A 23,422-nucleotide genomic window follows, 5' to 3' on the forward strand; every position below is an offset into this window, starting at 1 on the left:
GGGCATCGCGGCGACTTTCACGTCTCCGTCGGCTTGTGTCTGTTTGGCAACGTTCACGCATATCGTGAACGCCCGCGACGTACTGCGATCGTCGCGCTTGTCGCAGCGGGTAGGCTTCGGTGACGCAGCTGGCAGCCTAGCTTAGCACTCGAAAGGTAGGGCATCCAGTATTCTTGCTGACGGAAACGTGCACCTGCCGCTGAAGGGCCAATTTGAGCGCTGAGCAAGCTTACGGCTCATTTGCCAACGCAGTCTGACATTTTTGTTAAGGTGTCCGAATGTTTTGCCTCTTTTCGGTTTGCGGTTCAGGATCGATCCATCGAGCTGAACGCCGCCGCCAAAATTTCGGCAGGCAATCTGAGGGCCCTGCGAGGCGTTAAGCGGCGTTGGTTCGTTATGACCCAAAACCCGCCCGAACCGACCGGCCTCTACCTACACGCGCACGAAGGACAATATCGATGACCGACCAGAAGGACCTCCCACACGACACCGGTCCCGCAGGCGGTTGGGGGTCGATGAAGGGAATCTCGCAGATTTTCGGCGAGACTTGGCCCGCGGGTGGGGCGGTGCGCAGCCTCGGCCGGTTGAACAAGCCCAAGGGCGTGATGTGCGTGTCGTGCGCATGGCCGAAGCCGGCCAATTATTCCGCGTTCGAATTCTGCGAGAACGGCGCAAAGGCGACGATGTGGGAGCTGACCAAGGACCGGTGCACGCCCGAATTCTGGCAGGACGAGGGGCACTCGGTCACCGCGCTGCGCGATTGGAAGGATCATGATCTCGAAAAGACCGGGCGGCTGACGCATCCGCTGCGGTACGACGCCGTGACCGACCGCTATGTCGCGGTCAGCTGGGACGAGGCGTTTGCGGCGATCGGCAAGACGCTCCAGTCGATCGATCGCGAGAGCGCGGTGTTCTACGCGTCGGGCCATGCCGGGCTCGAGGCCTCGTATCTCTATGCGCTGCTGGCGCGGACCTACGGCAACAACAACCTGCCGCAGAGCTCGAATATGTGTCACGAAACGACCTCGGTCGGGCTGACCAAGGTGATCGGCTCGCCGGTCGGGACGATCGTCTGGGACGATCTCGAGGAAACCGACGCGTTCTTCTTCTTCGGGCAGAATCCCGGCACCAACAGCCCGCGGTTCCTGCATCCGCTCAAGGACCTGAAGGATCGCGGCGGCAAGATCGTCACGTTCAACCCGGTGATCGAGCAGGGCCTGGTGTCGTTCGTCGATCCGCAAAGCCCCGCGGCGATGTTGACCGGCAAGGAGACCAAGATATCGGATCAATATCATCAGCTGAAGGCGGGCGGCGACGTCGCGGCGATCCTCGGGCTGTGCAAGTGCGTGGTCGAAGCCGACGACGCGGCCCGGGCGGCGGGCAAGGCAGAGGTGATCGACCACGCCTTCGTCAAGCAGCACACCACCGGCTTTGACGCCTTCATCCAGTCGTGCCGCGACGTGACCTGGGCCGAGATCGAGCAGGAATCGGGTTTGACCGAGGCGGCATTGCGCGACGCCGCTGACGTCTACATCGCTGCCGAAAAGGTGATCGGCGTGTACGGCATGGGGCTGACCCAGCACACGCACGGCGCGCTCAACATCGCGATGCTGGTCAACCTGCTGCTGCTGCGCGGCAACATCGGCAAGCCGGGTGCGGGCTGCTGCCCGGTGCGCGGGCACAGCAACGTGCAGGGCCAGCGCACCGTCGGCATCGCCGAGAAGGTCAAGCTCGTCCCGCTCGACAAGCTCAAGGAATTGTTCGGCTTCGATCCGCCGACCAAGGACGGCATGAACATCGTCGAGGCGGTCGAGGGTATGTTCGCGGGCAAGGTCCGCGCGTTCGTGTCGCTCGGCGGCAACCTCGTCCGCGCTGTGCCCGACCAGAAGCGCATGGAGCAGGCGTGGGCGGCGCAGGATCTGACCGTGATGATCTCGACCAAGCTCAACCGCAGCCATCTCTTTCCGGCCAAGCAGGCGTACATCCTGCCGTGCCTGGGCCGGTTCGAGGTCGACCAAAAGGCGACCGGCAACCAGTCGATCACCACCGAAGACAGTTTCTCGATGATCAGCGCGTCGGTCGGCCATACCGCACCGGTGTCGGACATGGTGAAAAGCGAGCTCGCGATCGTCACCGGCATCGCCAAGGCCACGGTCGCCACGTCGCCCGGGTTGAAATGGGATGAATGGACAGCCGATTACGGGCTCGTCCGCGACCTTATCGAGCAGACCTATCCCGACGACTTTCGCGATTACAACGCGCGGATGTACGAGGCTGGCGGCTTCTACCGCGGCAATGGCGCGCATGAGCGGATCTGGAAGACGCCCGAAGGCAAGGCGGTGTTCACAACGCCCGGCCAGCTGAATTCGCTAGGGTTCAAGGATGCGCCGGGTCGCTACCGGTTGATCACGTTGCGATCGAACGACCAGTTCAACACGACCATCTATGGCTATTCGGACCGCCTGCGCGGGCTGGAGGGTTCGCGCGACATCGTGTTGATGAGCCCCGAGGATATCGAGGCGCGCGGGTTCCACGATGGTCAGCGCGTGACACTGGTCACCGATGTGGACGCCGACGACGATGATGGCCAGGATCGCCGGCTCGGCGGACTGACGCTGACGGCCTACAAGCTGCCGCGCGGGACGATCGCGTCCTATTATCCCGAGTGCAACGTGCTCGTCCCGATCGGCCACCACGATCAGCTGTCGAAGACGCCGGCCTCGAAATCGGTGCCGGTCCGGGTCGAGGCGGGCTGAGCGCCCGGCCCGCAGGATGATGGATCGCGTGAAGGCGATACCCTGGCGACGCGCAATCGGTTGTCTGGCGCCCGTGCTGCTATCGAGTTGCGACGTGCTCAGGCTCGGCGTGGTCGGCCATGCCGGGCCGGTCGCGGCGAGCCAGTGGCATCTGTATCTCATCGTCGGCGCGGTGCTGGTGTTCGTCGCCGGCCCCGTGCTGCTGCTGACGCCGATCATGGCGTGGCATTACCGGCTGTCGAACAAGAACAGCGCGTTCAAGCCGAAATGGGACTTCTCCTGGTGGATCGAGGCGCTGATCTGGCTCCCGCCGGTGGGGATCGTGATCGGGCTGGCGATCGTCTTGTGGACGTACACGCACGCGCTCGATCCGTATCGCCGGATCCCATCGGCACAGCCTCCGCTCGAGATTCAGGCGGTCGCGCTCGACTGGAAATGGCTGTTCATCTACCCCGACGCGCGGATCGCGACCGTCAACGAACTCGATATTCCGGTCGGCAGACCCGTCCATATCACCCTGACGAGCGGGACCGTGATGCAGTCGCTGATGGTGCCGCAGCTCGCCGGCCAGATCTATGCGATGGCCGGCATGACTACTCAGCTGAATTTCGCGGCAAGCCGTCCGGGCATTTTTCGCGGTGAAAACACGCAGTTCAACGGCGCCGGTTTCCAGAATCAGAAGTTTGCCGTCGTTGCGCGTCCAACCGCCGACTATCGGCAATGGATGGACCGCGTTCGCGCAAACGGTCAGCCGCTCGACGCAGCGCGCTATGCCCGGCTCGCCAAGCGATCCGTGATCGCCCGGCCGCTATTTTACGCGTCCACGCCGCCCGACCTGTTCTCGCATATCGTCGCCCAAATCCCGGAAAAGACACGATGACCGACGGCATCTGGCCAGCTTTGCTCGGCCGCTTCACCTGGAACGCGCTGGCGTTCGTCCGCGCGTGGCAAAACCCGACCGTCAACGAGATCATCGGGGCAGGGGCGGCAATGATGGTCGTGCTCGGTGCGGCAAGCGTGATCACGCTCATCACTGTGACCGGAAAATGGGGCTATTTGTGGCGTGAGTGGCTGACCAGCCTCGACCACAAGAAGATCGGCGTCATGTATGTCGTGCTCGCCTTCGTTATGCTCGCGCGCGCGCTGGCGGAGGCGGTGCTGATGCGGATGCAGCAGGCATCGGCGGTGAACGCGCCCGGCTTTGTCGAACCCGATCATTTCGCGCAGCTGTTCAGCACGCACGGCAGCATCATGATATTCTTCATGGCGATGCCGTTCCTGACCGGCATCATCAACTATGTCACGCCGCTCCAGATCGGCGCGCGCGACGTGGCGTTTCCGCTGCTCAATTCGATCAGCCTGTGGCTCACCGGCGGGGCGGCGGGGCTGATGATGGTATCGTTGGTGATCGGGCGCTTCTCGACCGGCGGCTGGACCGGGTATCCGCCCTATACCGAACTCGCCTTCAGCCCCGATGTCGGTCCGGATTACTGGATCTGGGCAGTGACGCTGGGATCGATCGCTTCGACGCTGTCGGGGCTCAATTTCGCGGTGACGATCTACAAGATGCGCTGCCCCGGCATGACGCTGATGCGGATGCCGTTGTTCTGCTGGACGACGCTGTGCACGTCGATCCTGATGATCTTTGCGATGCCGCCGCTGACCGTGGCGACCGCACTGCTCGCGCTCGATCGCTATCTGGGGTTTCACTTCTTCACGAACGACCTCGGCGGCAACATGATGAACTATGCCAATTTGTTCTGGCTGTTCGGTCATCCCGAGGTCTATATCCTGATCCTGCCCGCCTTCGGCGTCTATTCCGAGGTGGTGTCGACCTTTTCGTCGAAGGAATTGTACGGCTACACCTCGCTGGTGCTGGCGACCATGGCGATCGCGGTGCTGTCGTTCACCGTCTGGGTCCATCACTTCTTCACCATGGGGCAGAGCGCGAATTTGAACGCGGTGTTCGGGATCGCGACGATGACGATCGGCGTGCCGACCGGCGTCAAGATCTACGACTGGATCTGGACGATGTTCCGCGGCGAAGTGCGCTTCACCGTACCGATGCTCTACTCGCTCGCTTTCATGATGACCTTCGTGCTCGGCGGGTTCACCGGTATCTTGCTTGCGTTTCCGCCGCTCGATTACCTCGTCCACAACACGCTGTTCCTCGTCGCGCATTTCCACAACATGCTCATTCCCGGCCTGCTGTACGGCATGCTGGCGGCCACGCATTACTGGTTTCCCAAGGCGTTCGGTTTCCGCCTGAACGAGAAATGGGGACGGATCGCGTTCGGCTGTTGGGTGTTCGGTTTCTATCTCGCCTTCATGCCACTGTACGTGCTCGGCGCGGGTGGCGCGGCGCGGCGAAGCCAAGCGTTCTTCGAACCGGCGTTTCGACCGTGGCTCTACATCGCCGGCGTCGGCGCGCTGATCCTGCTCGCGGCACTGACCTCGTTGTTTGTGCAGCTGTGGGTCAGCATCCGCGAGCGTGACGACAACCGCGTATTCGCTGGCGATCCTTGGGACGGGCGCGGGCTCGAATGGTCAACGTCCGCACCGCCGCCGGAGTATAACTACGCGGTGATCCCGGTGGTTGATAGCCGCGACCCATTCTACGACGGCAAGCGTGACGGCGGCGGCTACGCAGTCCCAGCCGCGTATGAGGATATCGCCGTCCCGCGCAACAGCGTGGTCGGCCCCGCCACCGGTATCCTCGGGGCGGCGCTCGCGTTCGGTCTGGTCTGGCACATCTGGTGGCTGGCGCTGCTATGCCTTGCGGGAATCGTCGCCACCGTGATCGCCCGCAGCTTCATCCGCGACGTCGAACGCATCGTTCCTGCCGCCGACGTCGCGCGGATCGAGGACCGCTGGCACCACGCGATCGCCGCGGCACGACCGATCTCCCGACATCATGAGACGACTCCGGCCAATCAGGGCCTCGCCGAGGTGACGGCATGAGCGCCGGCGACATGCGGCACGCCGGCATCAATCTCGGCGCCACCGACCAGGAAACGCACGACCAGGCGGAACCCGAGGTATTCGGCTTCTGGATATTCCTGATGAGCGACGCGGTCACCTTCGCGCTGCTGTTCGCGGTCTATGGCACGATGCTCGGCGCGACCGTCGGCGGGCCGACCGCTGCCAGCGCGTACAAGATCGGCCCGACCTTCGCCGAGACGGTCATCCTACTGACGAGCAGCTTCACCTTCGGCATGGGCTCGATCGCGATGAAGCACGGCGAGTCGAACCGAGTGCTGCTCGGCTGGCTTGCCGCCACGCTGATCCTCGGCCTCGCTTTCCTGGGCCTGGAACTCCAAGATTTGGCGACGATGATCCGCGATGGCGCGGTGCCGATGCGCAGCGGGTTCCTATCGTCGTTCTTCGCACTCGTCCCGCTGCACGGCGTGCATGTGCTGGCCGGGTGCCTGTGGCTGATCGTGATGATGGTGCAGGTGCTGATCTTCGGGCGCGATGCGCGGGTGAAGATCAACCTCCTGCGGCTCGGGCTGTTCTGGCACTTCCTCGATATCGTCTGGATCGCGATCTTCTCGGTCGTCTATCTGCAGGGGCTGATCCGATGACCTCGCCGCAAGCCCATTCCCGCCGGGAGAAACGTCGCGAAATCCGGACCTATGCGATCGGCTATGCACTGGCGCTCGCGCTGACCGGTGCGGCGTTTGCCGCGGTGCACTGGCCGCGCTTCCCGGCCCGCACGACGCTGGCTCTCGTATTCGGTCTCGCGCTGGTCCAGATGATCGTCCACATCCGGTGTTTCCTGCACGTCAGCCTCAGACGATCCTCCCGCGACGACCTGTTGCTGATCCTGTTTTCGACGCTGATCATCATTCTCATGGTCGCGGGAATTATTGTGATCATCGCCAACTTGCACGGTCGCATGATGTAGAGCGAGACTGTGCCGCCTGCACCGGGGCGTTCGGTGCAGGCGGTGCACGGACGAAAACTTTGGAACGGTTTGATCCGCGGCAACGGCGGCACCGAGTGATGACGGTCGAACAAACCTTCCGGCGCCCGGATCGCCTTGTCCACGACCGTGCGCAACAATCAAAGACCCCGCGCGATGGCCTTGATCGGCTTGCCACCTGTGTACTCATGCCGAACGCAAACCATGGTCTCCACCACTCCCATCCCGATGTCGCCGCCTGGAGAATACCCACGCCGAGGAATGCGCAAACAATTGCCATGCGCGCTGATCACCTTGCGCTCAGCGTAACGCTGGTCGGCGGTGCCGAGCGAAATTTGGTAAAACGCGTCGCAATCGAAAGCAGCTCACACCGTCTTGCGAACGTAAGTGGCGGGCCACGGGAAGTTTTATTCTTCGACAGAGGCGTGGGTTTTTACGGCCGGCAAAAAGGGCTTTGCCAGACCGTGATAAAGACGCTCGCGCGAGACCAGCGCGCTGACCCCGTCAGCGATCAGCGCCGTTGCGAACAGCGGAACGATCATCCCACGGCTGGCGGTGGCTTCGCTGATGATGATGACGGCCGTGAGCGGCGCGCGTACAACTCCGGTGAAGTAGGCGACCATGCCGAGCAACACGACAGCGCCTGATGGGCTACCCGGGAAAATTGGCGTGAGCAGATTGCCGACGCCCGCACCAACCGCAAGCGATGGCGCGAATATACCGCCCGGCGTGCCGCTGAGCGTCGTCGCCAACGTCGCCAGCGCCTTGGCCGGGCCGAACCACAAGGTTGCGCCAGAACCCTCGACCAGCGAGCGGGTGGTTTCGTATCCGGTACCCCAGGTTCCGCCGCCGGTACCTATGCCGAGGATCGCGACGACCAGGCCGCAACTCCCGGCGAACACGACAGGTCGCGAGCGGAGCCGCGCTAGCAGCGGGTGCGTTGGAAAGGCGAACGACAGCACCAGGCGCGTGAACAGCCCCCCGGCGAGACCGCCCAGAACGCCCGCGACCGGACAAATGACCAGCATGGCAGCAACCGCCAGCGTTTGCTTCATAGCGCCGAAATAGACATAATCGCCAGCGATGCCGAGACTGACAAGACCGGCAATCATCACCGCGGCCATCACCAACACTGCGACTTTCTGCTCATAGGCCGATGCCAGCTCCTCGATCGCGAAAGCAACACCGGCAAGCGGGGTGTTGAACGCCGCGGCCACCCCAGCCGCACCACCGGCGATCAGAACGCCGGCAGTGATCGGGACACGAAACACCCGGTGGATCATGACCATCAGCGCGGCGCTGATCTGGACCGTTGGCCCTTCGCGACCGACCGATGCGCCGGCGAACAGCATCGTGATCGTCAGACCAAATTTGGCGACCGCGGTGCGCATCGAAACGAGCGGGCCGCGCGCGGAAGTTTCCGGCGTGCGGGTAGATGCGATCACCTGCGGGATCCCCGAGCCGCGCGCGTCGGGCGCCCAGCGCGAGGTCAGGAACATCACGCCGGCGAACAAGGCGGGCGTCGTTACAAGCGGCGCAAAAGGCCATATAGCGACAAGCCGCGCAAAGGCGTGCTGCGCGAGGTCACCCGCCTTGGCAAACCCGAGCGCGACCAAACCCAGCAACACTGCGCCGACCCCGGTCGCGACGCGGCGGTGCAAGATCACAAGCGAAGGATCAATGTGGCTCGCGCGGCGCCGACGCCAGTAGGCCACCACTCGCTGTGACGAAGCGGAGCGCGCCATGCTCAACGATACCCGATCGAGAGGGTTGCCGCCGCTGTTACGATAACGATCACGACCAGGAACGCGCCCATCCGGGCATAATCGGTAAAGCGATAGCCGCCCGGCCCCATCACCAGCAGATTGTTCTGGTGGCCGATCGGCGTCAGGAAATCGGCGGAGGCACCGATCAGTACCGCGAGCAGGGCTGCATCGGGGCGCACGCCCAGCAGATGCGCCGCATCGTTCGCCAGCGGGCCCATGATGATCGCGGTGGCGACATTGTTGAGAAAGATCGAGAGCAACATCGTCACGCTGCATAGCGCCGCGATCACCCAGAACAACGGCAAACCGGCGAGCGTCGTCCCGAGCCAGTGGGCGGCAATAGCGGCGGCGCCGCTTGTCTCGAAGCTGTGCCCGACCGGGATCATGGCGGCGAGCAGGACGATCACGCTCCAGTCGATCGAACGATAGATTTCGTCGGTCGGGATCAGGCGTGTAGCGGCGAGCAGCACCGCGGCGGCGAGGAATGCGAGTGCGGGCGGCGCGCCGAAGACGACGATCGCGAGAATCGAGGCAAGGAAGATTGCGACGATCGGCAATGCGCGGCGCCGCGTGAGCGGGATCATGTCGAGACGGTCGATCTCGAGCAAGCGGGCGCGGCTGGCAAAAGTCGCAAGGTGCGCGGCCAAGCCGCGGACATAGAGCTGGTCGCCGGCTTCGATCCGTAGCGTCGCGAGCGGCACCTTGCGCCGCGCCGCGCGCGGACCGACCGCAACGACGTGCAACTGCTCTGCGCTGCGGATGCGTACAGCCTCGTGCGAGAGGCCGATCAGAAAAGATCCGTGCGCGACCGCGACGCGCGCCGTTACCGCGTCGGGCGTAGCGGCCGGATCGGTCTCGGCCTTCAGTCCGGTCGCGGCCGCGCTGGTCCATTGCTGGTGCCGCGATACGACCAGCAGGCGATCACCGGGCTCGATAGTACCCGCAGTGGTAACCCGCTCGCCGTGGCGGAAGATCGCGAGCAGGCGCACCGAGGCTGCGCGCAGTCTGGGAAGGATCGCGGCGATCGCAAGCGGGGCTTCCGCGGCAAGCTCGTAGACCCGCCAGGGTGGCCGCGCCGCGTGCCGTGCAGACTGGCGGATCGGCAGCAACCGCCATCCGATGAGCGCCAGATAGAACAGTCCGACGATCGAAACCGCGACCCCGACCGGCGCCATCGTGAAGAAGCCGAACGGCGCGCCGAGTTCCTTCTCGCGCACCGATGACAGTATGAGATTGGCAGGCGTCCCTATCAGCGTGGTCATCCCGCCGAGGATCGTCGCAAAGGCGAGCGGCATCAGCGTGACCGCAGGCGGGCGCTTCGCATCGCGCGCGATCTCGGCGGCGATCGGCATGGTGATGACCAGCGCGGCGATGTTGTTCATGAACGCCGAAAGGAACGCGCCGACGACCAGCAGCATCGTCATTCGCACAGTGAATCCGGGGCGTGGCGGAATTGCCACGCGGGCGATCTCGGCGGCGATCCCCGAGAGTTCGATCGCGCGGCCCACCACCAGGATCGCGGCGACGGCCAGCACGGCTGGATCCGCGAAACCGACAAAAGCATCGGCCGGCTTGGTCAGCCCGACCGCCACGCACGCCAACAAAGCGAGAAGCGCTACGAGATCGTGCCGCACCGTTTCCGACACGAACAGCAGCAGCGCACCGACCAGGATCAGCGCGCTGAGCAGGGCGGGGCTCACGCGGATGTACCCGAGCGCCAGCGGATCACGCGCTCGATCGTGCCGCCCTGTACGATCACCGAGAAGAGCACGACGATATAGGTCGCCGCCAGCGCAAAGGCGCGCGCTTTCCCATCCGGCAACCCCAGCGCCAAGGCGACCGAGATGCCGCCGCGCAACCCGCCCCAGATCAGCGTGATCGGCGCGAGCTTGCCGAGCGACAGCAAAGGCCGCATCAGCAGGAGAGGACCGACCACCGAGATCGCGCGCGCGATCAGCACCAGCGGGATCGCGGCGAGCCCGAGCACGATCAGCCGGACGTCGGCGGGGATCGTCACCACTTCGAGCCCGATCAGCAGGAACAGCACCGCATTGAGAATGTCGTCGATCAAAGCCCAGAATTTGAGCAGATAGTCGCGCGTCGTGTCGCTCATCGCATGAGCCACGCCCTGATTGCCAATGATCAGCCCGGCGACCGCCATCGCGACCGGTCCGCTGACATGCAGCCGGCTTGCGAGAGCATAGCCGCCCATCACCACCGCCAGGCTAATCATCACCTCGACCTTGTAATCGTCGATCGAACGCATCGCCTTGTAGGCGAGCCATCCGGTCGCCAGGCCGAGCAGGATGCCGCCGCCTGCCTCGACCGCGAACAGCTCGGCGGCGGCGGGGACCGACAGCGGCTGGCCGCTCAGCGCGGCGGCGAGAATGATCGCGAACACAACGACGCCGACCCCGTCGTTGAACAGGCTTTCGCCCGCCACGGTCGCCTGCAGCGTCGGCGGAACCGATGCTTCCTTCATGATCCCCATCACCGCGACCGGATCGGTCGGGCTGATCAGCGCGCCGAACACCAGACACCAGGCGATCGGAATGGCGATACCGAGCAGGCTGGCGATGAGCTGGAACCCGAGCCCGATGAGCACGGTCGACAGTATTACTCCGACCGTGCTGAGGATTAGGATCGGCCAGCGCCCACGTCGCATCTCGGTCCAGTCGACGTGCAACGCGCCGGCGAACAGCAGAAACGACAGCATCCCGGCCATCAGCGTAGTGTGGAAGTCGATGCCGGCGATGAACCGCACAATGTCGTGGCTGACCGCGCTGGCCGGCAGCAACCGGTCGAGCCCGACCACCATCAACGAAGCGACCGCGCCCACCACCGTCAGGCCGATCGACGGCGGCAATCCAAGGAAACGCCGGTTGAGATAGCCAAGCGCCGCCGCCAGCACGATCAGGATCGCCGCAGCGTCGAATGGCGTGATGGCCAGGCCGCTCATTGCCCGCCCGCCTTCAGCGTCACGACCTGGCCGCCCCCTGCGCCGGGCACCGCAGTCATATGGTTTGCGCGCAACAGCGTGGCGATGGCGAGCGCGCGGCGCTGGTTGAGCGTCGGTCGGGCCGGCGGAGTGTCGCTGCCGGGAAGCCCCGGCACCGCGAGCGATGCGATGTTCCAGCGCCGCGCTTCCCAGATCGACAGCAGCACCGCGTCGCGCGCCGCCGCGTCGAGCGTATCGACATTGGAGGCGAAACGGATTGCGGGCAATTGCGCGAGCGGCGGAACAATCGTGATCTGCCATCCCGCCGCGGCGAGCGCGGCGCGCTGCTCGAGCACGCGGAAGGTGTCGGGGTTCGCGCCCGGCAGCGGCGCCGCGGTAGCGGTTGCGCGGTGATGATCGCGGTCGAGCGTCACTTGCTCGGCGGGCACGCCGGCCGCGAGCGCCACAAGCCCGACGATGCGGGCGGCCTCGGCATCCTCCGCTGCGGCGGTGTCGGTCGCCTGCCGGAGCTCGGCGCGCTGGGTTTCGAGCGCGCCGGCCGAAGGATCGAGCAGCACCTGGTCGAGCTGGAGCTTGACGGGGCGGGCTAGCCGCTTGGCAAGTTGAGCTTGCAATGCGCTGCTGTCCTTCGCGTTGGTGCGGGGGGCGATCACCACCGATCGTACCGCGATCGGCGTCCTATCGAAATCGATATCGAGCTGGGTCACCCGCGCGTTTGCACCGAACGCGCCGTTGAGGAACGAGCGGACTTGCGTCGCGGTGACGGTTTCGCGCGCGATGCGGCCGAGTGACACCGCGAGCGGGACGCCCATCACAACGAAGACCAGCATCAGGACGATCGTTTGCGCCCAGCTCTGCGTGCCCGACAGATAATGGCCGAAGCCGTAGAAGCGCGCCATCACGGTCGCCGAAAGCGCGATCGTGAGAAAGTTGGTGGCAAACAGCGCGAGCGCTCCGCCGAGCACCGCCATGTTGCCCGTCGCCAGACCGTAACCGACCACTGCCAGCGGCGGCATCAGCGCGGTCGCAATCGCCACGCCGACGATCGTCTCGCCGCGCCCCCGGATGATTGCAAAGGTGCCGGCGAGCGACGCGAAGAGCGCGACCAGCAGATCGAACAGATTGGGGCGCGTCCGCGCCAGGATCTCGGCAGTCGGCGCCTTGAGTGGCGAGCAGAGCACGATCAGCGCGGTGAAGGCGACCGCAATGACCGAGCCTATCGCCAATGCCGTCAGCGAGCGACGCAACTCGGCAAAGTCGAAGAGCGCGAGGCTGAAGCCGAGACCGAGAATCGGGTTCATCAACGGCGAGATCAGCATCGCGCCGATCACGACGGCAGGCGACGAAAGCAACAATCCCAGGACCGCGATCCCGGCCGACATCATCGTCATGAAGGCGTAGCGGCTCGACCAGCCGCTCTCCTCCACGATGCGATCGACCACGCGCTCATGGTCGACAGGTCGGACGACGGCCATCCGCCACCAGCGGTACAGCCGAAATCGCTGGAGCCGAGGGCTTGCGGGGCGTTCGACGTCGATCATCGGCCGAGGATCAGGCATTCCATTCTCCGGAGAGGTAGCGTGGACATGACAGGCGTTCGCCCGGCGCCAGGCGGTAGCCGGCTGGCCGATCTAGCCCGAACGCTGTGAAAGCCCAAATCTCCCACATCGTCGGTCTTTTCATGCGATCGTTCGGCCGCGGGCCTGAAGAACGGATACGTTTGCGGAACGAAGCGACAGGCGGGACATTATCAGAAGAGCTCATTCGCGCGACGCGATGTCGCCCCTTTTTTTGAGAAAGACAGCGTCGATGCACCGCTCGCCCGCGCCGCTCGCAAAATCGATTGACGCCGCCTCGTCCCGCACCACGAGGCAGCCAGCTGCCCTATGAAGAGCTGGTTGCTTCGGATCGGAGATACGCTGAGCGCGAGCTATTGGTTCGTGCCGACGATCATGGCCTTCGCCGCGGTCGTCCTCGCGGTGCTGATGATCGTGATCGACGGCTATGCGGGGTCGGCCTGGATCGAACGGGTCGGCTGGCTGTACGCCGCACACCCCAACGGCGCGCGGCAGATGCTGTCGTCAATCGGCGGATCGATGATCACGGTGGCCGGTACGGTCTTTTCCGTGACGATCGCCGCGGTGGTCTATGCCTCGGGTCAATATGGTCCGCGGCTGCTGACCAATTTCATGCGCGACCGCGGCAATCAGGTCACGCTCGGCACGTTCATCGCCACCTTCCTCTATTGCTTGGTGGTGCTGCGCACGATCCGTTCGGCCGAGGAGAGCGGGGGCTACAGCTTCGTGCCCAACCTCGCGCTGCTGGTCGCCGTCGTGCTGGCGATCTGCTCGATCGCGGTGCTGATCTTCTTCATCCACCATGTGCCGAGCAAGATTCATATTAACAGCGTCATCGAGGATATCGGCGAACGGCTCATCAAGGAGATCGGCAACCGCTTTCCGCGCTTCATCGGTGATGCGCGGCCCGAGGACGCGCGGCAGGCGCTATCCACCGCAGTCCCCGAGCCGTTCCGCCCCGACGCCAGCGCCGCCGAGCCCGAGCGAAGCTTGCGCATCGTGGCCGAGCAAACCGGCTATATCGAGCTGGTCGACGGCACGGCCTTGATCGAGCAGGCGCGCAAGCACGATCTGGTGCTGCGGCTGCAATACCAGGCGGGCGACTTCACGCATGTCGGGCGCACGCTCGTCGAAGCATGGCCGCCCGAATGCTGTGACGAAGACGCGAGGGTCGCGATCCGCAATGCGTTCTCGGTCGGTGCGCGGCGCACTGCGCTTCAGGATTTGCGTTTCCTGATCGACGAGCTGGTCGAGATCGCGGCGCGCGCGCTCTCGCCCGGCGTCAACGACCCGTTCACTGCAGTCACCTGCATGGACTGGATTGGGGCGGCGCTGTGCGATCTGGCGAAGCGGGATCTGCCGTCTCATCTGCGCGTCGACAAGGACGGCGCATTGCGCGTGATCGCGCATCCCGAAACCTTCGAGACCTTCATGGCGCGCTCGTTCGGCGCGCTGGCGCAATACAGCGCGGGCGACATGGTCGCGGCTTTGCGCTTCCTCGATACGCTCGCAGAGATCGCGCTCGAATGTGACGATCCCGATCGGGTGGCGACCGTCGCGCACTATGTGGACGTGCTCGAGGGACTTGCCGAGCCTGCGCTCAGCGGCTTCAATCTGCAGCGCGTCAAGAAGAGCGTGGACACGGTGCGCCGTGCGCTCACCGAGCCTGACTATAAACGCCGCCTGCGCGCCGCGACCGGCTCGGTCGGCGGTACGGCATGACGAGGAGAGCTACGATGCCCCATGCTGGACTGTTCGTCACCGGCGGGCTCGGCCGATGCCGCTGCGCGGACCGCGGTGCAGCGCGACACCAAGTGCAGCGGCGCAGCCGCGAGGGGGTCGCATGATCGTCGCGATCGCGATCCTCGCGGCGGTCTGCGTCACCACACTGCTGACGTTCACCCGTTTTTCGCATTCCACCACGTGGCGCGCAACGGTGACACCGCTCGCTTCGATCATCGGTTCTGGATTCCTGATCTGCGGGCCGCTGCTCGCGCGCGAATTCGGCTCGGCCGCGATACTCGCGATGGCCGCGCTGCTCGCGATTGCCTATGCCGTCGGTGCGGTGATCCGCTTCAACATCATCCATGTCGAGAACATTGCGCCCCAGCTGTCGCTCAACGATCCGATGGCCTGGGCGATGCGCGCCGCTCAGGTCATGCTGGCGATCGCCTATGCCGTCTCGGTCGCCTATTATCTTAAACTGCTCGCCGAATTCACGATGAAGCCGCTCGCTATTGCGCCCGAATGGCACGGTCTGGTCGCCAACATCGTCGTCACGGTCATTATCGTCGCGCTCACCACGCTCACCTTTTCGGGCGACATCCGCAAGATCGAGCATGCCGCCCACGCCAGCGTGTCGGTGAAGCTCGGCATCATCGCCGGATTGCTGGCGGGGCTGGGCCTGTGGTGGGCGACTCGTACCGGTTTGCCGCTCGACTTGCCCGCGACGAAGCTGTCGTGGAGCGGACTCCCGTTGCTGCTCGGGCTGCTCATCACGGTTCAAGGCTTCGAGACGTCACGCTACATGGGCGACAGCTACGACCAGGCGACGCGGGTACGGACGATGCGTCACGCGCAATGGTTGTCCTCCGCAATCTATCTCGCCTTCCTCGCGCTGCTGACTCCGTTCCTGCGCGAGGCGCAGCACGCTGAAGGCGTGGCTGGGATCCTCGACATCATGGAGCTGGTTGCGCCGGCGCTCGGGATCTTCGTGCTGATCGGGGCGGTATCGAGCCAGTTGAGTGCGGCGATCGCCGACTCGATAGGGTCGGGCGGCCTGATGGTCGAGGTGTCGCGGCGCAAACTCGGCGTACGGGGCGCCTTCATCACCGCGAGCGCCTTGTCGATCGCGGTTGTATGGCTGACCGATCCTTTCTCGGTGATCGCTCTGTCATCGCGCGCGTTCGCGCTGTTCTACGCGATGCAGGCCGTGCTGGCACTATGGGTGTCGTTGCGGACGGGGAAGGGCGGCTTGCCCGCGCGGATCGGGTTTGTGCTCGTCGGTGCGGTGTGTCTGGTTGCGGCGCTGGCCGGAGCGCCCGCGGAGGGATAGCGGTCTTAAACGAAAGTGCGCCTGCTGGGGCGCTACCTCTCGGTCGGGGCGGGCGGGGGCATCGAGCGGACATGAATGTCGCGCTGTGGGAAGGGCAGTTCGACCTGATTGTCCGCGAACAGGCGCCACAGCCGGTTGAGGATGTCCGAACGGACGTTGCCGACGCCCAACTCCGGATCGGCGATCCACACCAGAATGTCGTGATCGACCGAGCTGTCGCCGAAGCCCTTCAGCCAGACAGACGGCTTGGGCGTGTCGAGCACGCGCGGCGCTGCCGACGCGGCCTCGATCATCAACTTCTGCGCTAGCGCCAGATCACAGCCATAGGCCACGCCGACCGGGATGTGGATGCGCACGTTCCTGTCGGAATAGGACCAATTTTCCACCGCTTCGGTCATCAATTGTTCGTTGGGAATGAGATGTTCCTTGCCGTCGCGCGTCACGACCGACACCGCGCGCACCCCGATCTTGCCGACCGAGCCGAACGTGTCGCCGACCACGATCACGTCGCCCGGCTTGATCGAACGATCCATCAGCAGAATCAGCCCGGCGATCAGGTTGCCGAAGGTCTTTTGCAGGCCGAAGCCGATCGCGAGGCCGGCCGCGCCGGAGAAGACGGTAAGTGCGGTCAGGTCGATGCCGAGCAGATCGATACCGAGCAGCACCGCCACCACGACGACGCCGAGCCCGGCCAGCTTTTGCACCAGCACCCGTTGCGCGAGATCGAGGCTGCTCGCCCGGCCGATGAGGTGGACGAGCACATGGTTTGCCGCTTTCGCGACGACGTACAGCAGCGCGATGATGACGATCGCATTGATCGCTGCAAGCAGGGTGATGCGGTGCTTGCCGACCGAAACGCCGATGCCGTCTAGCCCATGGATCAGCGGCTGCATCCCGCCGAGCGTCGCGGCGGTGGCCGCGACGAGTGCCAAGAGCGCGATGATCGTCGCCGTACCCTTGCCCAAGCCTGCGGTGCGGCCGATGCGGTGGACGAGACGACCGACTGCGATGCCGAGCGCCACCGCCAGCAGCATCAGGGCGAGCGAGCTGAGCGCGACCGAGTTGCCAACGACCAAAAGCAAGAGCGAGATCACGCCATATTGGATGATCGCGGCGACGACCTTTTCGGGGAACGCCGCCGCGCGACCGCCGAGCCGCTTCAGCCGGTCGGAAAGCGGCGGGGCGGCGCGATGTCCGGCGAACCACCCGATCGCGATCGCTCCCGCGATCAGCACGACGGCAACGATCAGCGATTCCACGTCGGGGGAATTCGGGATGGTGAGGCCGCTATCCGCGAGCCAACTGTGCCAGTCCATCGCTGCTTCCTGTCTTGTGGCGTTCGGCTGGGGGAGCGCTGGGTGAAGAGACGCTCCCTTCTTGCCACACGCTTTACCGTTCGCAAACGCTAGGGGCGGCCGCTCAGCGATCGATCCAGCGCGCGCAGCCTCTCGTCAAGCGGCGCACGATCGCGTAGCGGGGCGCTCGAATTTTAACGAGGAGGCCGTCTTGGCGATCCGTATACCGGCGGGTTGCGCACTTTTGTGCGTCTTCCTGCTGACTGGTTGCGAAAAGCCGATCGTCGCCCGTTCGCAGGTCGCCCGGTCGCCCGATGGGCACATTGCCTTGGCGATCGGACTGGCGCGCGACGGCAGCCCGCTGTTTCGCGTGCGCCGCGATGGCCGCGATATGATCGCGCCTTCGACGCTCGCGCTGGCCATGACCGCGCGCGGCACCGCCGTACGCTTCGACGACCTCACAGTGACGGCGGTCGATCACGGCCAGCGGGATGAACGCTATGCCATGCCGGGTCGCGCCGGCCCGGTGCAGTCGCGTTTCACGACGATGACGGTGCATGTGCAAAGTCGCCATGCGCCGGTGCGGCGCTTCGATCTGGAAGCGCGGGTCAGCGATCAGGGCGCGGCAGTACGGATCGTGGTGCCGCAGCAGCCGGGTGTGGATCAGGTCGCGATCACGGCCGATCGCACGCAGTTCCGCTTCCCGCAGGACCGTGCGTGCCTTGCCGTGCGGCATTACGAAATGAAGAACAGCCATGAGGGCGACTACACGCCGGTCAAGGCGAGCGCGCTGGCACCCAATGGTCTGTACGATATTCCGCTGGTCTGCCGCACCGGCCATGGCAGGGAGACGCTGGCGCTGACCGAAAGCGGGATCGAGAATTTCGCTGCCGCCTATCTTGCCGGAACCGAGGACAGACGCGGCGTGCGGCTGCGGCTGACGCCCAACCCGGCGCACCCCAAGGCGCCGCCGGTGATGATCCCGCACGGTGCGGTCGTGACGCCCTGGCGCGTCGTCATGCTCGCCGACCGGCCCGAGGATCTGATCGCCTCGACGCTGGTCGACGATCTCGCCGGCCCGTCGCGCGTTGCCGATGCGGGCTGGGTCCGGCCGGGCAAGGCGGCGTGGGACTGGTGGTCCGGTTCGCTTGCCCCGAGCGTACCGAACGCGGGCCACAATGACGCGACCTACAAGGTGTTCATCGATTTCGCCGGGCGCTTCGGCCTTCCCTATATGATGATCGACAAGGGCTGGGCGTGGCGCCCGCCGGGCGAAAGCGTAAACAAGCCCAATGCCGACATAACGCGCAATGCCGTCGGCGTGCATATCCCCGAACTCGTCCGCTATTCCCGTGCCAGACACGTGAAGCTGTGGCTCTGGACCAATTGGGTGACGCTCGACAAACAGATGGCGCAGGCGCTGCCGCTGTACGAACGGCTCGGTATCGCCGGGATCAAGGTCGATTTCATCTATCGCCAGGACCAGGAGATCGTCGGCTTCTATCACCGCCTGCTCGCCGAGGCGGCGAAGCATCATCTGATGGTCGATCTGCACGCGGCGATGGTGCCGCGCGGGCTCGCACGCACCTATCCCAATTTCCTCACCCAGGAGGGCGTGATGGGGCTCGAGTACAATCGCTGGTCGACCAAGGTGACCTCGGGGTACAATGTCCGTGCCGCCTACACCCGCGCGATCGTCGGTCCGATGGATTACACGCCGGGCGGCTTCCGAAACTTAGCGCCGGCGCAATTCCAGGAGCGCTCGATCGGGCCGATGGTGATGACGACGCGCGCGCAACAGCTCGCGCTGTTTGTCGTCTATCCGAGCCCGTTCATGATGCTTGCCGATGCGCCGTCGGCGTATGAGGACGCCGCGCACCGCCCGGTTCCCGGCGCCGATTTCCTCAAGCTCGTGCCGGCCGCATGGGACGAGACGCGCGCACTCGGCGGCACCTTCGGCCGCTCGATCATCGTCGCGCGACGCAAGGGTCGCGACTGGTTCGTTGGCGTGCTCAACGATGCGCAAGCGCGCCGGCTAGCGGTCCCGCTCGCCTTTCTGGGCAAGGGGCGGTGGCGCGTCGATAGCTGGAGCGATGGCGCGGGTTATACTGCGATTGATCGACGCGAAGGAGTGGTACGCGCGGGGGCCGGGAACCTGATCCTCGATGCTCATGCGAACGGTGGTGCGGCGCTCCGGTTCCGACCTGCACAATAGGGCGCGAAACGGGAGCATGGTGCCGGCCGGATTGCACCGCTATGCCCGCTTCGGTACCGCGTCGGCATGAGCAGAACCGTCGCCCCCCCGATTTCCCAGGCCGACTATGAGTCGCTGGCCGCGTTTCGATACGAGCTGCGGCGCTTCCTTCAGTTTAGCGAACAGGCGGCGAAGGGGTTGGGCCTCACCCCGCAACAGCATCAGGCGTTGCTGGCGATCCGTGCGGCGCCAGGCCAGACGATGGGCATCGGCGATCTTGGCGAGCAGCTCTTCATCCAGCCGCACAGCGCGAGCGAACTGGTTGACCGGCTCGTCGCGCTCGACCTTCTCTCCAAGCAGAGCGCGCAGGAGGACCGGCGCCGGTCAGTGCTGGCGTTGACGCCCACAGCGACGACCATTCTTACGCAGATGTCGACCGTCCATCGTGCCGAAGCCGTTCGCATCCGCGAAACTTTGACCACGATCCTCAACCGTCTCTGAACAGTCAGCGCCGCCAGGCGACCCTTGAATTATATCGTGTTGCGATATATATTATAGTTAGGACACGAAGCGAGTCGTTCGCTGCACCCACGCTCCGGTCCGAAAGGAGAGTGAGTCATGGATGTCCTCCACTTGGTTTTGACAATGGCCCTTGCCACTGCGGGCGGAGCACTTGGCGCGGGCGGGGTCGCCTGGCTTTTCTGGACGGCATTCAAGCTGGTCCATCGTCCGCAATGGGGACCCGTGCTCGCCTTCGTGCTTGTGCTGGTGCTGAGCTATCCCTGGTTGAGAACCAACGAACTTGCGCAGACGCTGCTTCTGTTCAGCGCGCTGACCGCTGCCGTCGGGCTGGTGTCGCCGTCTGATTCTGCCGGGGGCGAGAAGCGCTCCAACGGCGGCCATCGCTTCGGTGAAGGCGCCTGATCCGCTCGAACGTGATGTCGTGACGCCTGTCGCTTAATCCTCGGTCGAGACCCCCCGGGCCTCATAGACCGCCATCAACAATCGAAGGACATTGTTTATGAATATAATCCCGAAATCAGGCTTTTACGCGGCCCTCGCACTGGCCTTGGCCGTGCCGGCGAGCGCGATGGCGCAGCAAGCCACGACGATCGTGCCGGGGATGCGGGTCGAAGGATCAGCCGGCGGGCTGATCGGGACGGTGACGGCGTTCGACGGCACCTCGGTCACAGTCAAGACCGACCGGCACAGTGTGCAGATCGCCAAGACCTCCTTTGCGCAGGACAAGGGCAGGCTGCTGCTCGGTATGACGCAAGCACAGCTCAACGACTCGATCGACAGGAGTCTTGCCGACGCCGCGACCAAGCTCGTTCCCGGTGCTTCGGTCGTCGGTTCTCAGGGGGCGCCGGTCGGCACTATCTCCGCGATCGACGATCAGTTCGCCACGCTCAAGCTGACGACGGGCAAGCTGGTCAAAATCCCGCGCGCTGGCCTCGCCGCCGGCGCAAACGGGCCGACGATCGGCATGACCGCGAGTGCGTTGGATGCCGCTGCCACCGCCGCCGCGGCAGCGCCCCCTGCCGCCGCAGCGGCGACGACCACCCCTGCGACCGCGACGCCCTAAGCCCGCGCAGGCCTGCGATACGGGGCAGGTGGTACTTGCTAGGGCCGCGGTGCGCCGCGGCCTTACATCTTTTCTTTCCAGCCGATGCGGATCAGGAGCCAGTTGACCGAAGAGGCGGTGGCGAAGCCGGCGAGCATCGCGACGTGCATCGCAAACCAGAATCCCGCGCTGTCGACCGGTGCGAACCCGCCGACAGCGTGCGCGAACCAACCAGACTGCAGCAGCTCCATGACCCCGTACATGCCGACGTGCCACGCCGCGATCGAAGGGATGTCGGCCTTGGAGCGCGTGGCGTCGTCCCGCGCCGAGTGACAGGTGCCGCATCGGCGCGGTGCTGAAAAACTGAAAGATCATGCCTAGCCCTAGCGCGATCAGGAAATCGGAAACCCGTACCGCAAAGGTCCTTCCCGCGAACAGGTTGTGCCACCCGAACCACACCGCGATCGTCGGAAAGACGAAGACGTGCCACTCGGCGATCAGATCGCCGAGCGTACCCCGCGCCGCAATGGCTGGTGGCCTTGTCGACGATAATTGGAAAAGGCGGCTCGCATGTCGGAGTGTCAGCGTCGATCGACGCGCGGCCCCAGGCGCAATAGCCTGCCAGCCACACCACGCTGGCCGAACACCAGCGTCAGTGGCTACACGAAATTTATGATCCAGATCGGCTGCGGACGGCGGATGTCATCGAGTGCTATACTGATAGCGCAGGCGCGCCCAGCGCGATCGACACGGTGGCGAGCGTGTCGAGCAACGTCGGGAACATGGCTGTCATGGCCCGACGTCGATCGGCTCGGCTTTTGCTTTCATATGCGTGCCCTCGCCAAAGCCGAGCGCGGTCGCCACCGCGGGGTTCCAGTCATAAGGATCGGTGCGGAAGGCGAGGCCGCCGTGCTGATCGACAAAAACATTGTGATACAGCAGCCGCACGGGAATCTCGTGCGGCAGGGGCACGAAACGGTGCTGGCCCGATGCCTGCGCCGCGCGCCAGCGCTCGCCAATCCCTTCGTCGTCGGCAAGGCGCTCGGCGAAGGCAGGCGCGTCCTCGACGCGGACGCACCCATGGCTTAGATGGCGCTGGCTGCGCGCGAACAAGGCGCGGTTCGAAGTGTCGTGAAGATAGATCGCCTGGTCGTCCTTCATGTCGAACTTGACCACACCCAGCGCGTTGTGAGGGCCCGGCTGCTGAACGATCCAGCCATTGCGGAGCACCATGTCATTCTGTCGGAGGTACGCTGCGCCGACATGCGCCATCTCACCATTCTGAATCGACTTCGGGATCGTCCAGGTCGGATTGGCCACCAGCCGATAGATCGGCGCGAGGAGCGGCGGCGTTTCCTTGCCCGGTTGCCCCGCGATCACCCTGCGCTCGTCGACGAGTGTTCCATTGCGATAATAAGAGAGCCGGGCCGCCGCCACATTGACATCGATCCGGGTCGGGGGAGGCGTGCGCGACAGCCATCGACGGCGTTCCATCGCTACCGCAAGCGACCTTGCGCGGTCGCCGGGGCGGAGATTGAGGATTGCCAACGTTTTCTCCCCGATGATGCCGTCTTCGACGATGCCGTAGTCACGTTGAAGCGCTTTCACCGCAGCCACGAGCGGCTCGCCGTACAATGTCGGGTCGCTGGGCGATGCGCCATTCGTCGGCGGGTCACCGAGATACTCTCCGGCAGTCAGGTGCTGGACGATCGCGTCCATGCGGTCATCATGATCGCCCGGCCGTAGCGCCCCGGACACGGTGATGGCGGGCGTCGCGCGATACTGCGCGTCCTGCCGAAACGTCAGATAGGCTTCCGAGAGCTGGCGGTATTCCGTGTCCTGTGGTGCTAGTCCGGCGAACCATTCTCGCAGTTGCCCCTGGCGTAGCGCCGCCGCGAGGCCGGCCCGAAGGTTTGGTTGCGGCCTAGGGATATCGTACAAGGCATGCAGACTTTTCGGGTCGACCGCGCCCGATGCCAGTGCGGTGGCGTAGCGCAGCGCGCTACGGGTCAGCGCGGCATCGCGCCCGGCGGCCGCAGCGTCATCGATCGACGGCGGGAGGAACGTGATACGGTCGAGCCCGTGCGCCGCCCGGTCGCCGAGCACGTCGCGGAATGTCGCCAGGTTCGCGTCCGACCACGCCAGCCGTCGCGCGCGGTGCCCGGACGCAGCGCGTCTGCGAGTGTCCGTCGCCGTCGCCTCGAACGAGTCGGGTTGCGTGGCAACGGGATGCGCCAACTTTGGAGTGGGTCGCAAGGCAGCTGGGCTCGATGTGCAGGTCGTCAGAAGCAGCACCGCCAATGAAGTGCGCAGCGCGAAACGGGTTTTGGT

At 64.9% G+C, this 23,422-nt stretch carries 18 protein-coding genes; 11 read left to right on the forward strand and 7 right to left on the reverse strand.

From position 1 onward, the window contains the following. Positions 1 to 458 precede the first annotated feature (458 nt). The 5 genes from ABIB28_RS06005 to ABIB28_RS06025 all read left to right on the forward strand — a co-directional run bounded on the left by ABIB28_RS06005 (position 459) and on the right by ABIB28_RS06025 (position 6,663). Positions 459 to 2,756 carry an FdhF/YdeP family oxidoreductase gene (locus ABIB28_RS06005; protein ID WP_354287072.1) on the forward strand — a complete coding sequence of 766 codons (2,298 nt, stop codon included), beginning with the start codon at positions 459 to 461 and terminating at the stop codon, positions 2,754 to 2,756. A 73-nt stretch (positions 2,757 to 2,829) separates the two neighbouring features. Further along, the gene (locus tag ABIB28_RS06010) at positions 2,830 to 3,636 is read left to right on the forward strand and encodes a COX aromatic rich motif-containing protein (RefSeq protein WP_354287073.1); all 807 of its coding nucleotides are present in this window, start codon (positions 2,830 to 2,832) and stop codon (positions 3,634 to 3,636) included. Next, a complete protein-coding gene (locus tag ABIB28_RS06015; RefSeq protein WP_354287075.1) occupies positions 3,633 to 5,717 on the forward strand; it encodes a cbb3-type cytochrome c oxidase subunit I in 2,085 nt (694 codons plus the stop codon). The genes ABIB28_RS06010 and ABIB28_RS06015 overlap by 4 nt, the downstream gene beginning before the upstream one ends. Continuing rightward, entirely contained in the window at positions 5,714 to 6,340 is a 627-nt protein-coding gene (locus ABIB28_RS06020; protein WP_354287077.1) for a cytochrome c oxidase subunit 3, read from the forward strand. The genes ABIB28_RS06015 and ABIB28_RS06020 overlap by 4 nt, the downstream gene beginning before the upstream one ends. Next, on the forward strand, positions 6,337 to 6,663 hold the full coding sequence (locus tag ABIB28_RS06025; RefSeq protein ID WP_354287079.1) for a cytochrome o ubiquinol oxidase subunit IV: 327 nt from the start codon (positions 6,337 to 6,339) through the stop codon (positions 6,661 to 6,663). Before ABIB28_RS06020 ends, ABIB28_RS06025 begins: the two co-directional genes overlap by 4 nt. Before the next feature lie 425 nt (positions 6,664 to 7,088). Here the strand turns inward: ABIB28_RS06025 and ABIB28_RS06030 are convergent, their stop codons facing one another. Genes ABIB28_RS06030 through ABIB28_RS06045 form a run of 4 tightly spaced genes read right to left on the reverse strand, consistent with a single transcriptional unit; the run spans position 7,089 to position 12,965 of the window. Continuing rightward, the gene (locus ABIB28_RS06030) at positions 7,089 to 8,426 is read right to left on the reverse strand and encodes a chloride channel protein (RefSeq protein WP_354287132.1); all 1,338 of its coding nucleotides are present in this window, start codon (positions 8,424 to 8,426) and stop codon (positions 7,089 to 7,091) included. A gap of 2 nt (positions 8,427 to 8,428) precedes the next feature. Further along, on the reverse strand, positions 8,429 to 10,147 hold the full coding sequence (locus ABIB28_RS06035) for an SLC13 family permease (protein ID WP_354287081.1): 1,719 nt from the start codon (positions 10,145 to 10,147) through the stop codon (positions 8,429 to 8,431). Continuing rightward, positions 10,144 to 11,406 (reverse strand): cation:proton antiporter, encoded by a 1,263-nt coding sequence (locus ABIB28_RS06040; RefSeq protein WP_354287082.1) that lies wholly within the window; start codon positions 11,404 to 11,406, stop codon positions 10,144 to 10,146. The genes ABIB28_RS06035 and ABIB28_RS06040 overlap by 4 nt, the downstream gene beginning before the upstream one ends. Next, positions 11,403 to 12,965 (reverse strand): DUF389 domain-containing protein, encoded by a 1,563-nt coding sequence (locus ABIB28_RS06045; RefSeq protein WP_354287084.1) that lies wholly within the window; start codon positions 12,963 to 12,965, stop codon positions 11,403 to 11,405. The genes ABIB28_RS06040 and ABIB28_RS06045 overlap by 4 nt, the downstream gene beginning before the upstream one ends. A 327-nt stretch (positions 12,966 to 13,292) precedes the next feature. Between ABIB28_RS06045 and ABIB28_RS06050 the strand changes: the two genes are divergently transcribed. Together ABIB28_RS06050 and ABIB28_RS06055 are read left to right on the forward strand one after the other, a co-directional pair. Next, on the forward strand, positions 13,293 to 14,705 hold the full coding sequence (locus ABIB28_RS06050) for a DUF2254 domain-containing protein (RefSeq protein ID WP_354287086.1): 1,413 nt from the start codon (positions 13,293 to 13,295) through the stop codon (positions 14,703 to 14,705). Between the two features lie 121 nt (positions 14,706 to 14,826). Next, positions 14,827 to 16,038, forward strand: a complete 1,212-nt coding sequence (locus tag ABIB28_RS06055) for an Aq_097 family APC-type transporter (RefSeq protein ID WP_354287088.1) — start codon at positions 14,827 to 14,829, stop codon at positions 16,036 to 16,038. A gap of 32 nt (positions 16,039 to 16,070) precedes the next feature. On the opposite strand, the gene ABIB28_RS06060 is transcribed toward ABIB28_RS06055, so the two are convergent. Then, a complete protein-coding gene (locus tag ABIB28_RS06060; protein ID WP_354287090.1) occupies positions 16,071 to 17,354 on the reverse strand; it encodes a mechanosensitive ion channel family protein in 1,284 nt (427 codons plus the stop codon). Positions 17,355 to 17,577: 223 nt separating this feature from the next. Here ABIB28_RS06060 and ABIB28_RS06065 point away from each other — a divergent pair, with 223 nt between their 5' ends. The 4 genes from ABIB28_RS06065 (at position 17,578) to ABIB28_RS06080 (ending at position 21,112) form a co-directional block, all read left to right on the forward strand. Further along, the gene (locus tag ABIB28_RS06065; protein ID WP_354287133.1) at positions 17,578 to 19,548 is read left to right on the forward strand and encodes a glycoside hydrolase family 97 protein; all 1,971 of its coding nucleotides are present in this window, start codon (positions 17,578 to 17,580) and stop codon (positions 19,546 to 19,548) included. A gap of 66 nt (positions 19,549 to 19,614) precedes the next feature. Further along, a complete protein-coding gene (locus ABIB28_RS06070; RefSeq protein ID WP_354287092.1) occupies positions 19,615 to 20,028 on the forward strand; it encodes a MarR family winged helix-turn-helix transcriptional regulator in 414 nt (137 codons plus the stop codon). 117 nt (positions 20,029 to 20,145) lie between these two features. Further along, entirely contained in the window at positions 20,146 to 20,451 is a 306-nt protein-coding gene (locus tag ABIB28_RS06075; protein ID WP_354287093.1) for a hypothetical protein, read from the forward strand. Positions 20,452 to 20,548: 97 nt separating this feature from the next. After that, positions 20,549 to 21,112 (forward strand): hypothetical protein, encoded by a 564-nt coding sequence (locus tag ABIB28_RS06080; protein ID WP_354287095.1) that lies wholly within the window; start codon positions 20,549 to 20,551, stop codon positions 21,110 to 21,112. A gap of 62 nt (positions 21,113 to 21,174) precedes the next feature. On the opposite strand, the gene ABIB28_RS06085 is transcribed toward ABIB28_RS06080, so the two are convergent. Together ABIB28_RS06085 and ABIB28_RS06090 are read right to left on the reverse strand one after the other, a co-directional pair. Beyond that, positions 21,175 to 21,342 carry a DUF4396 domain-containing protein gene (locus ABIB28_RS06085; RefSeq protein ID WP_354287097.1) on the reverse strand — a complete coding sequence of 56 codons (168 nt, stop codon included), beginning with the start codon at positions 21,340 to 21,342 and terminating at the stop codon, positions 21,175 to 21,177. Positions 21,343 to 21,880: 538 nt separating this feature from the next. Then, positions 21,881 to 23,329 (reverse strand): L,D-transpeptidase family protein, encoded by a 1,449-nt coding sequence (locus tag ABIB28_RS06090; protein WP_354287099.1) that lies wholly within the window; start codon positions 23,327 to 23,329, stop codon positions 21,881 to 21,883. Positions 23,330 to 23,422 lie beyond the last annotated feature (93 nt).

Origin of the sequence: Sphingomonas sp. UYEF23 (assembly GCF_040546165.1) — a bacterium.
In the GTDB taxonomy this organism is placed as follows: Bacteria; Pseudomonadota; Alphaproteobacteria; order Sphingomonadales; family Sphingomonadaceae; genus Sphingomonas; species Sphingomonas glacialis.

Coding starts and splice junctions, on each gene's coding strand:
- ABIB28_RS06005 (WP_354287072.1), top strand. CDS start 459: ATGACCGACCAGAAGGACCTCCCACACGACACCGGTCCCGCAGGCGGT.
- ABIB28_RS06015 (WP_354287075.1), top strand. CDS start 3,633: ATGACCGACGGCATCTGGCCAGCTTTGCTCGGCCGCTTCACCTGGAAC.
- ABIB28_RS06020 (WP_354287077.1), top strand. CDS start 5,714: ATGAGCGCCGGCGACATGCGGCACGCCGGCATCAATCTCGGCGCCACC.
- ABIB28_RS06025 (WP_354287079.1), top strand. CDS start 6,337: ATGACCTCGCCGCAAGCCCATTCCCGCCGGGAGAAACGTCGCGAAATC.
- ABIB28_RS06030 (WP_354287132.1), bottom strand. CDS start 8,426: ATGGCGCGCTCCGCTTCGTCACAGCGAGTGGTGGCCTACTGGCGTCGG.
- ABIB28_RS06040 (WP_354287082.1), bottom strand. CDS start 11,406: ATGAGCGGCCTGGCCATCACGCCATTCGACGCTGCGGCGATCCTGATC.
- ABIB28_RS06045 (WP_354287084.1), bottom strand. CDS start 12,965: ATGCCTGATCCTCGGCCGATGATCGACGTCGAACGCCCCGCAAGCCCT.
- ABIB28_RS06050 (WP_354287086.1), top strand. CDS start 13,293: ATGAAGAGCTGGTTGCTTCGGATCGGAGATACGCTGAGCGCGAGCTAT.
- ABIB28_RS06055 (WP_354287088.1), top strand. CDS start 14,827: ATGATCGTCGCGATCGCGATCCTCGCGGCGGTCTGCGTCACCACACTG.
- ABIB28_RS06060 (WP_354287090.1), bottom strand. CDS start 17,354: ATGGACTGGCACAGTTGGCTCGCGGATAGCGGCCTCACCATCCCGAAT.
- ABIB28_RS06070 (WP_354287092.1), top strand. CDS start 19,615: ATGAGCAGAACCGTCGCCCCCCCGATTTCCCAGGCCGACTATGAGTCG.
- ABIB28_RS06075 (WP_354287093.1), top strand. CDS start 20,146: ATGGATGTCCTCCACTTGGTTTTGACAATGGCCCTTGCCACTGCGGGC.
- ABIB28_RS06080 (WP_354287095.1), top strand. CDS start 20,549: ATGAATATAATCCCGAAATCAGGCTTTTACGCGGCCCTCGCACTGGCC.
- ABIB28_RS06085 (WP_354287097.1), bottom strand. CDS start 21,342: ATGGAGCTGCTGCAGTCTGGTTGGTTCGCGCACGCTGTCGGCGGGTTC.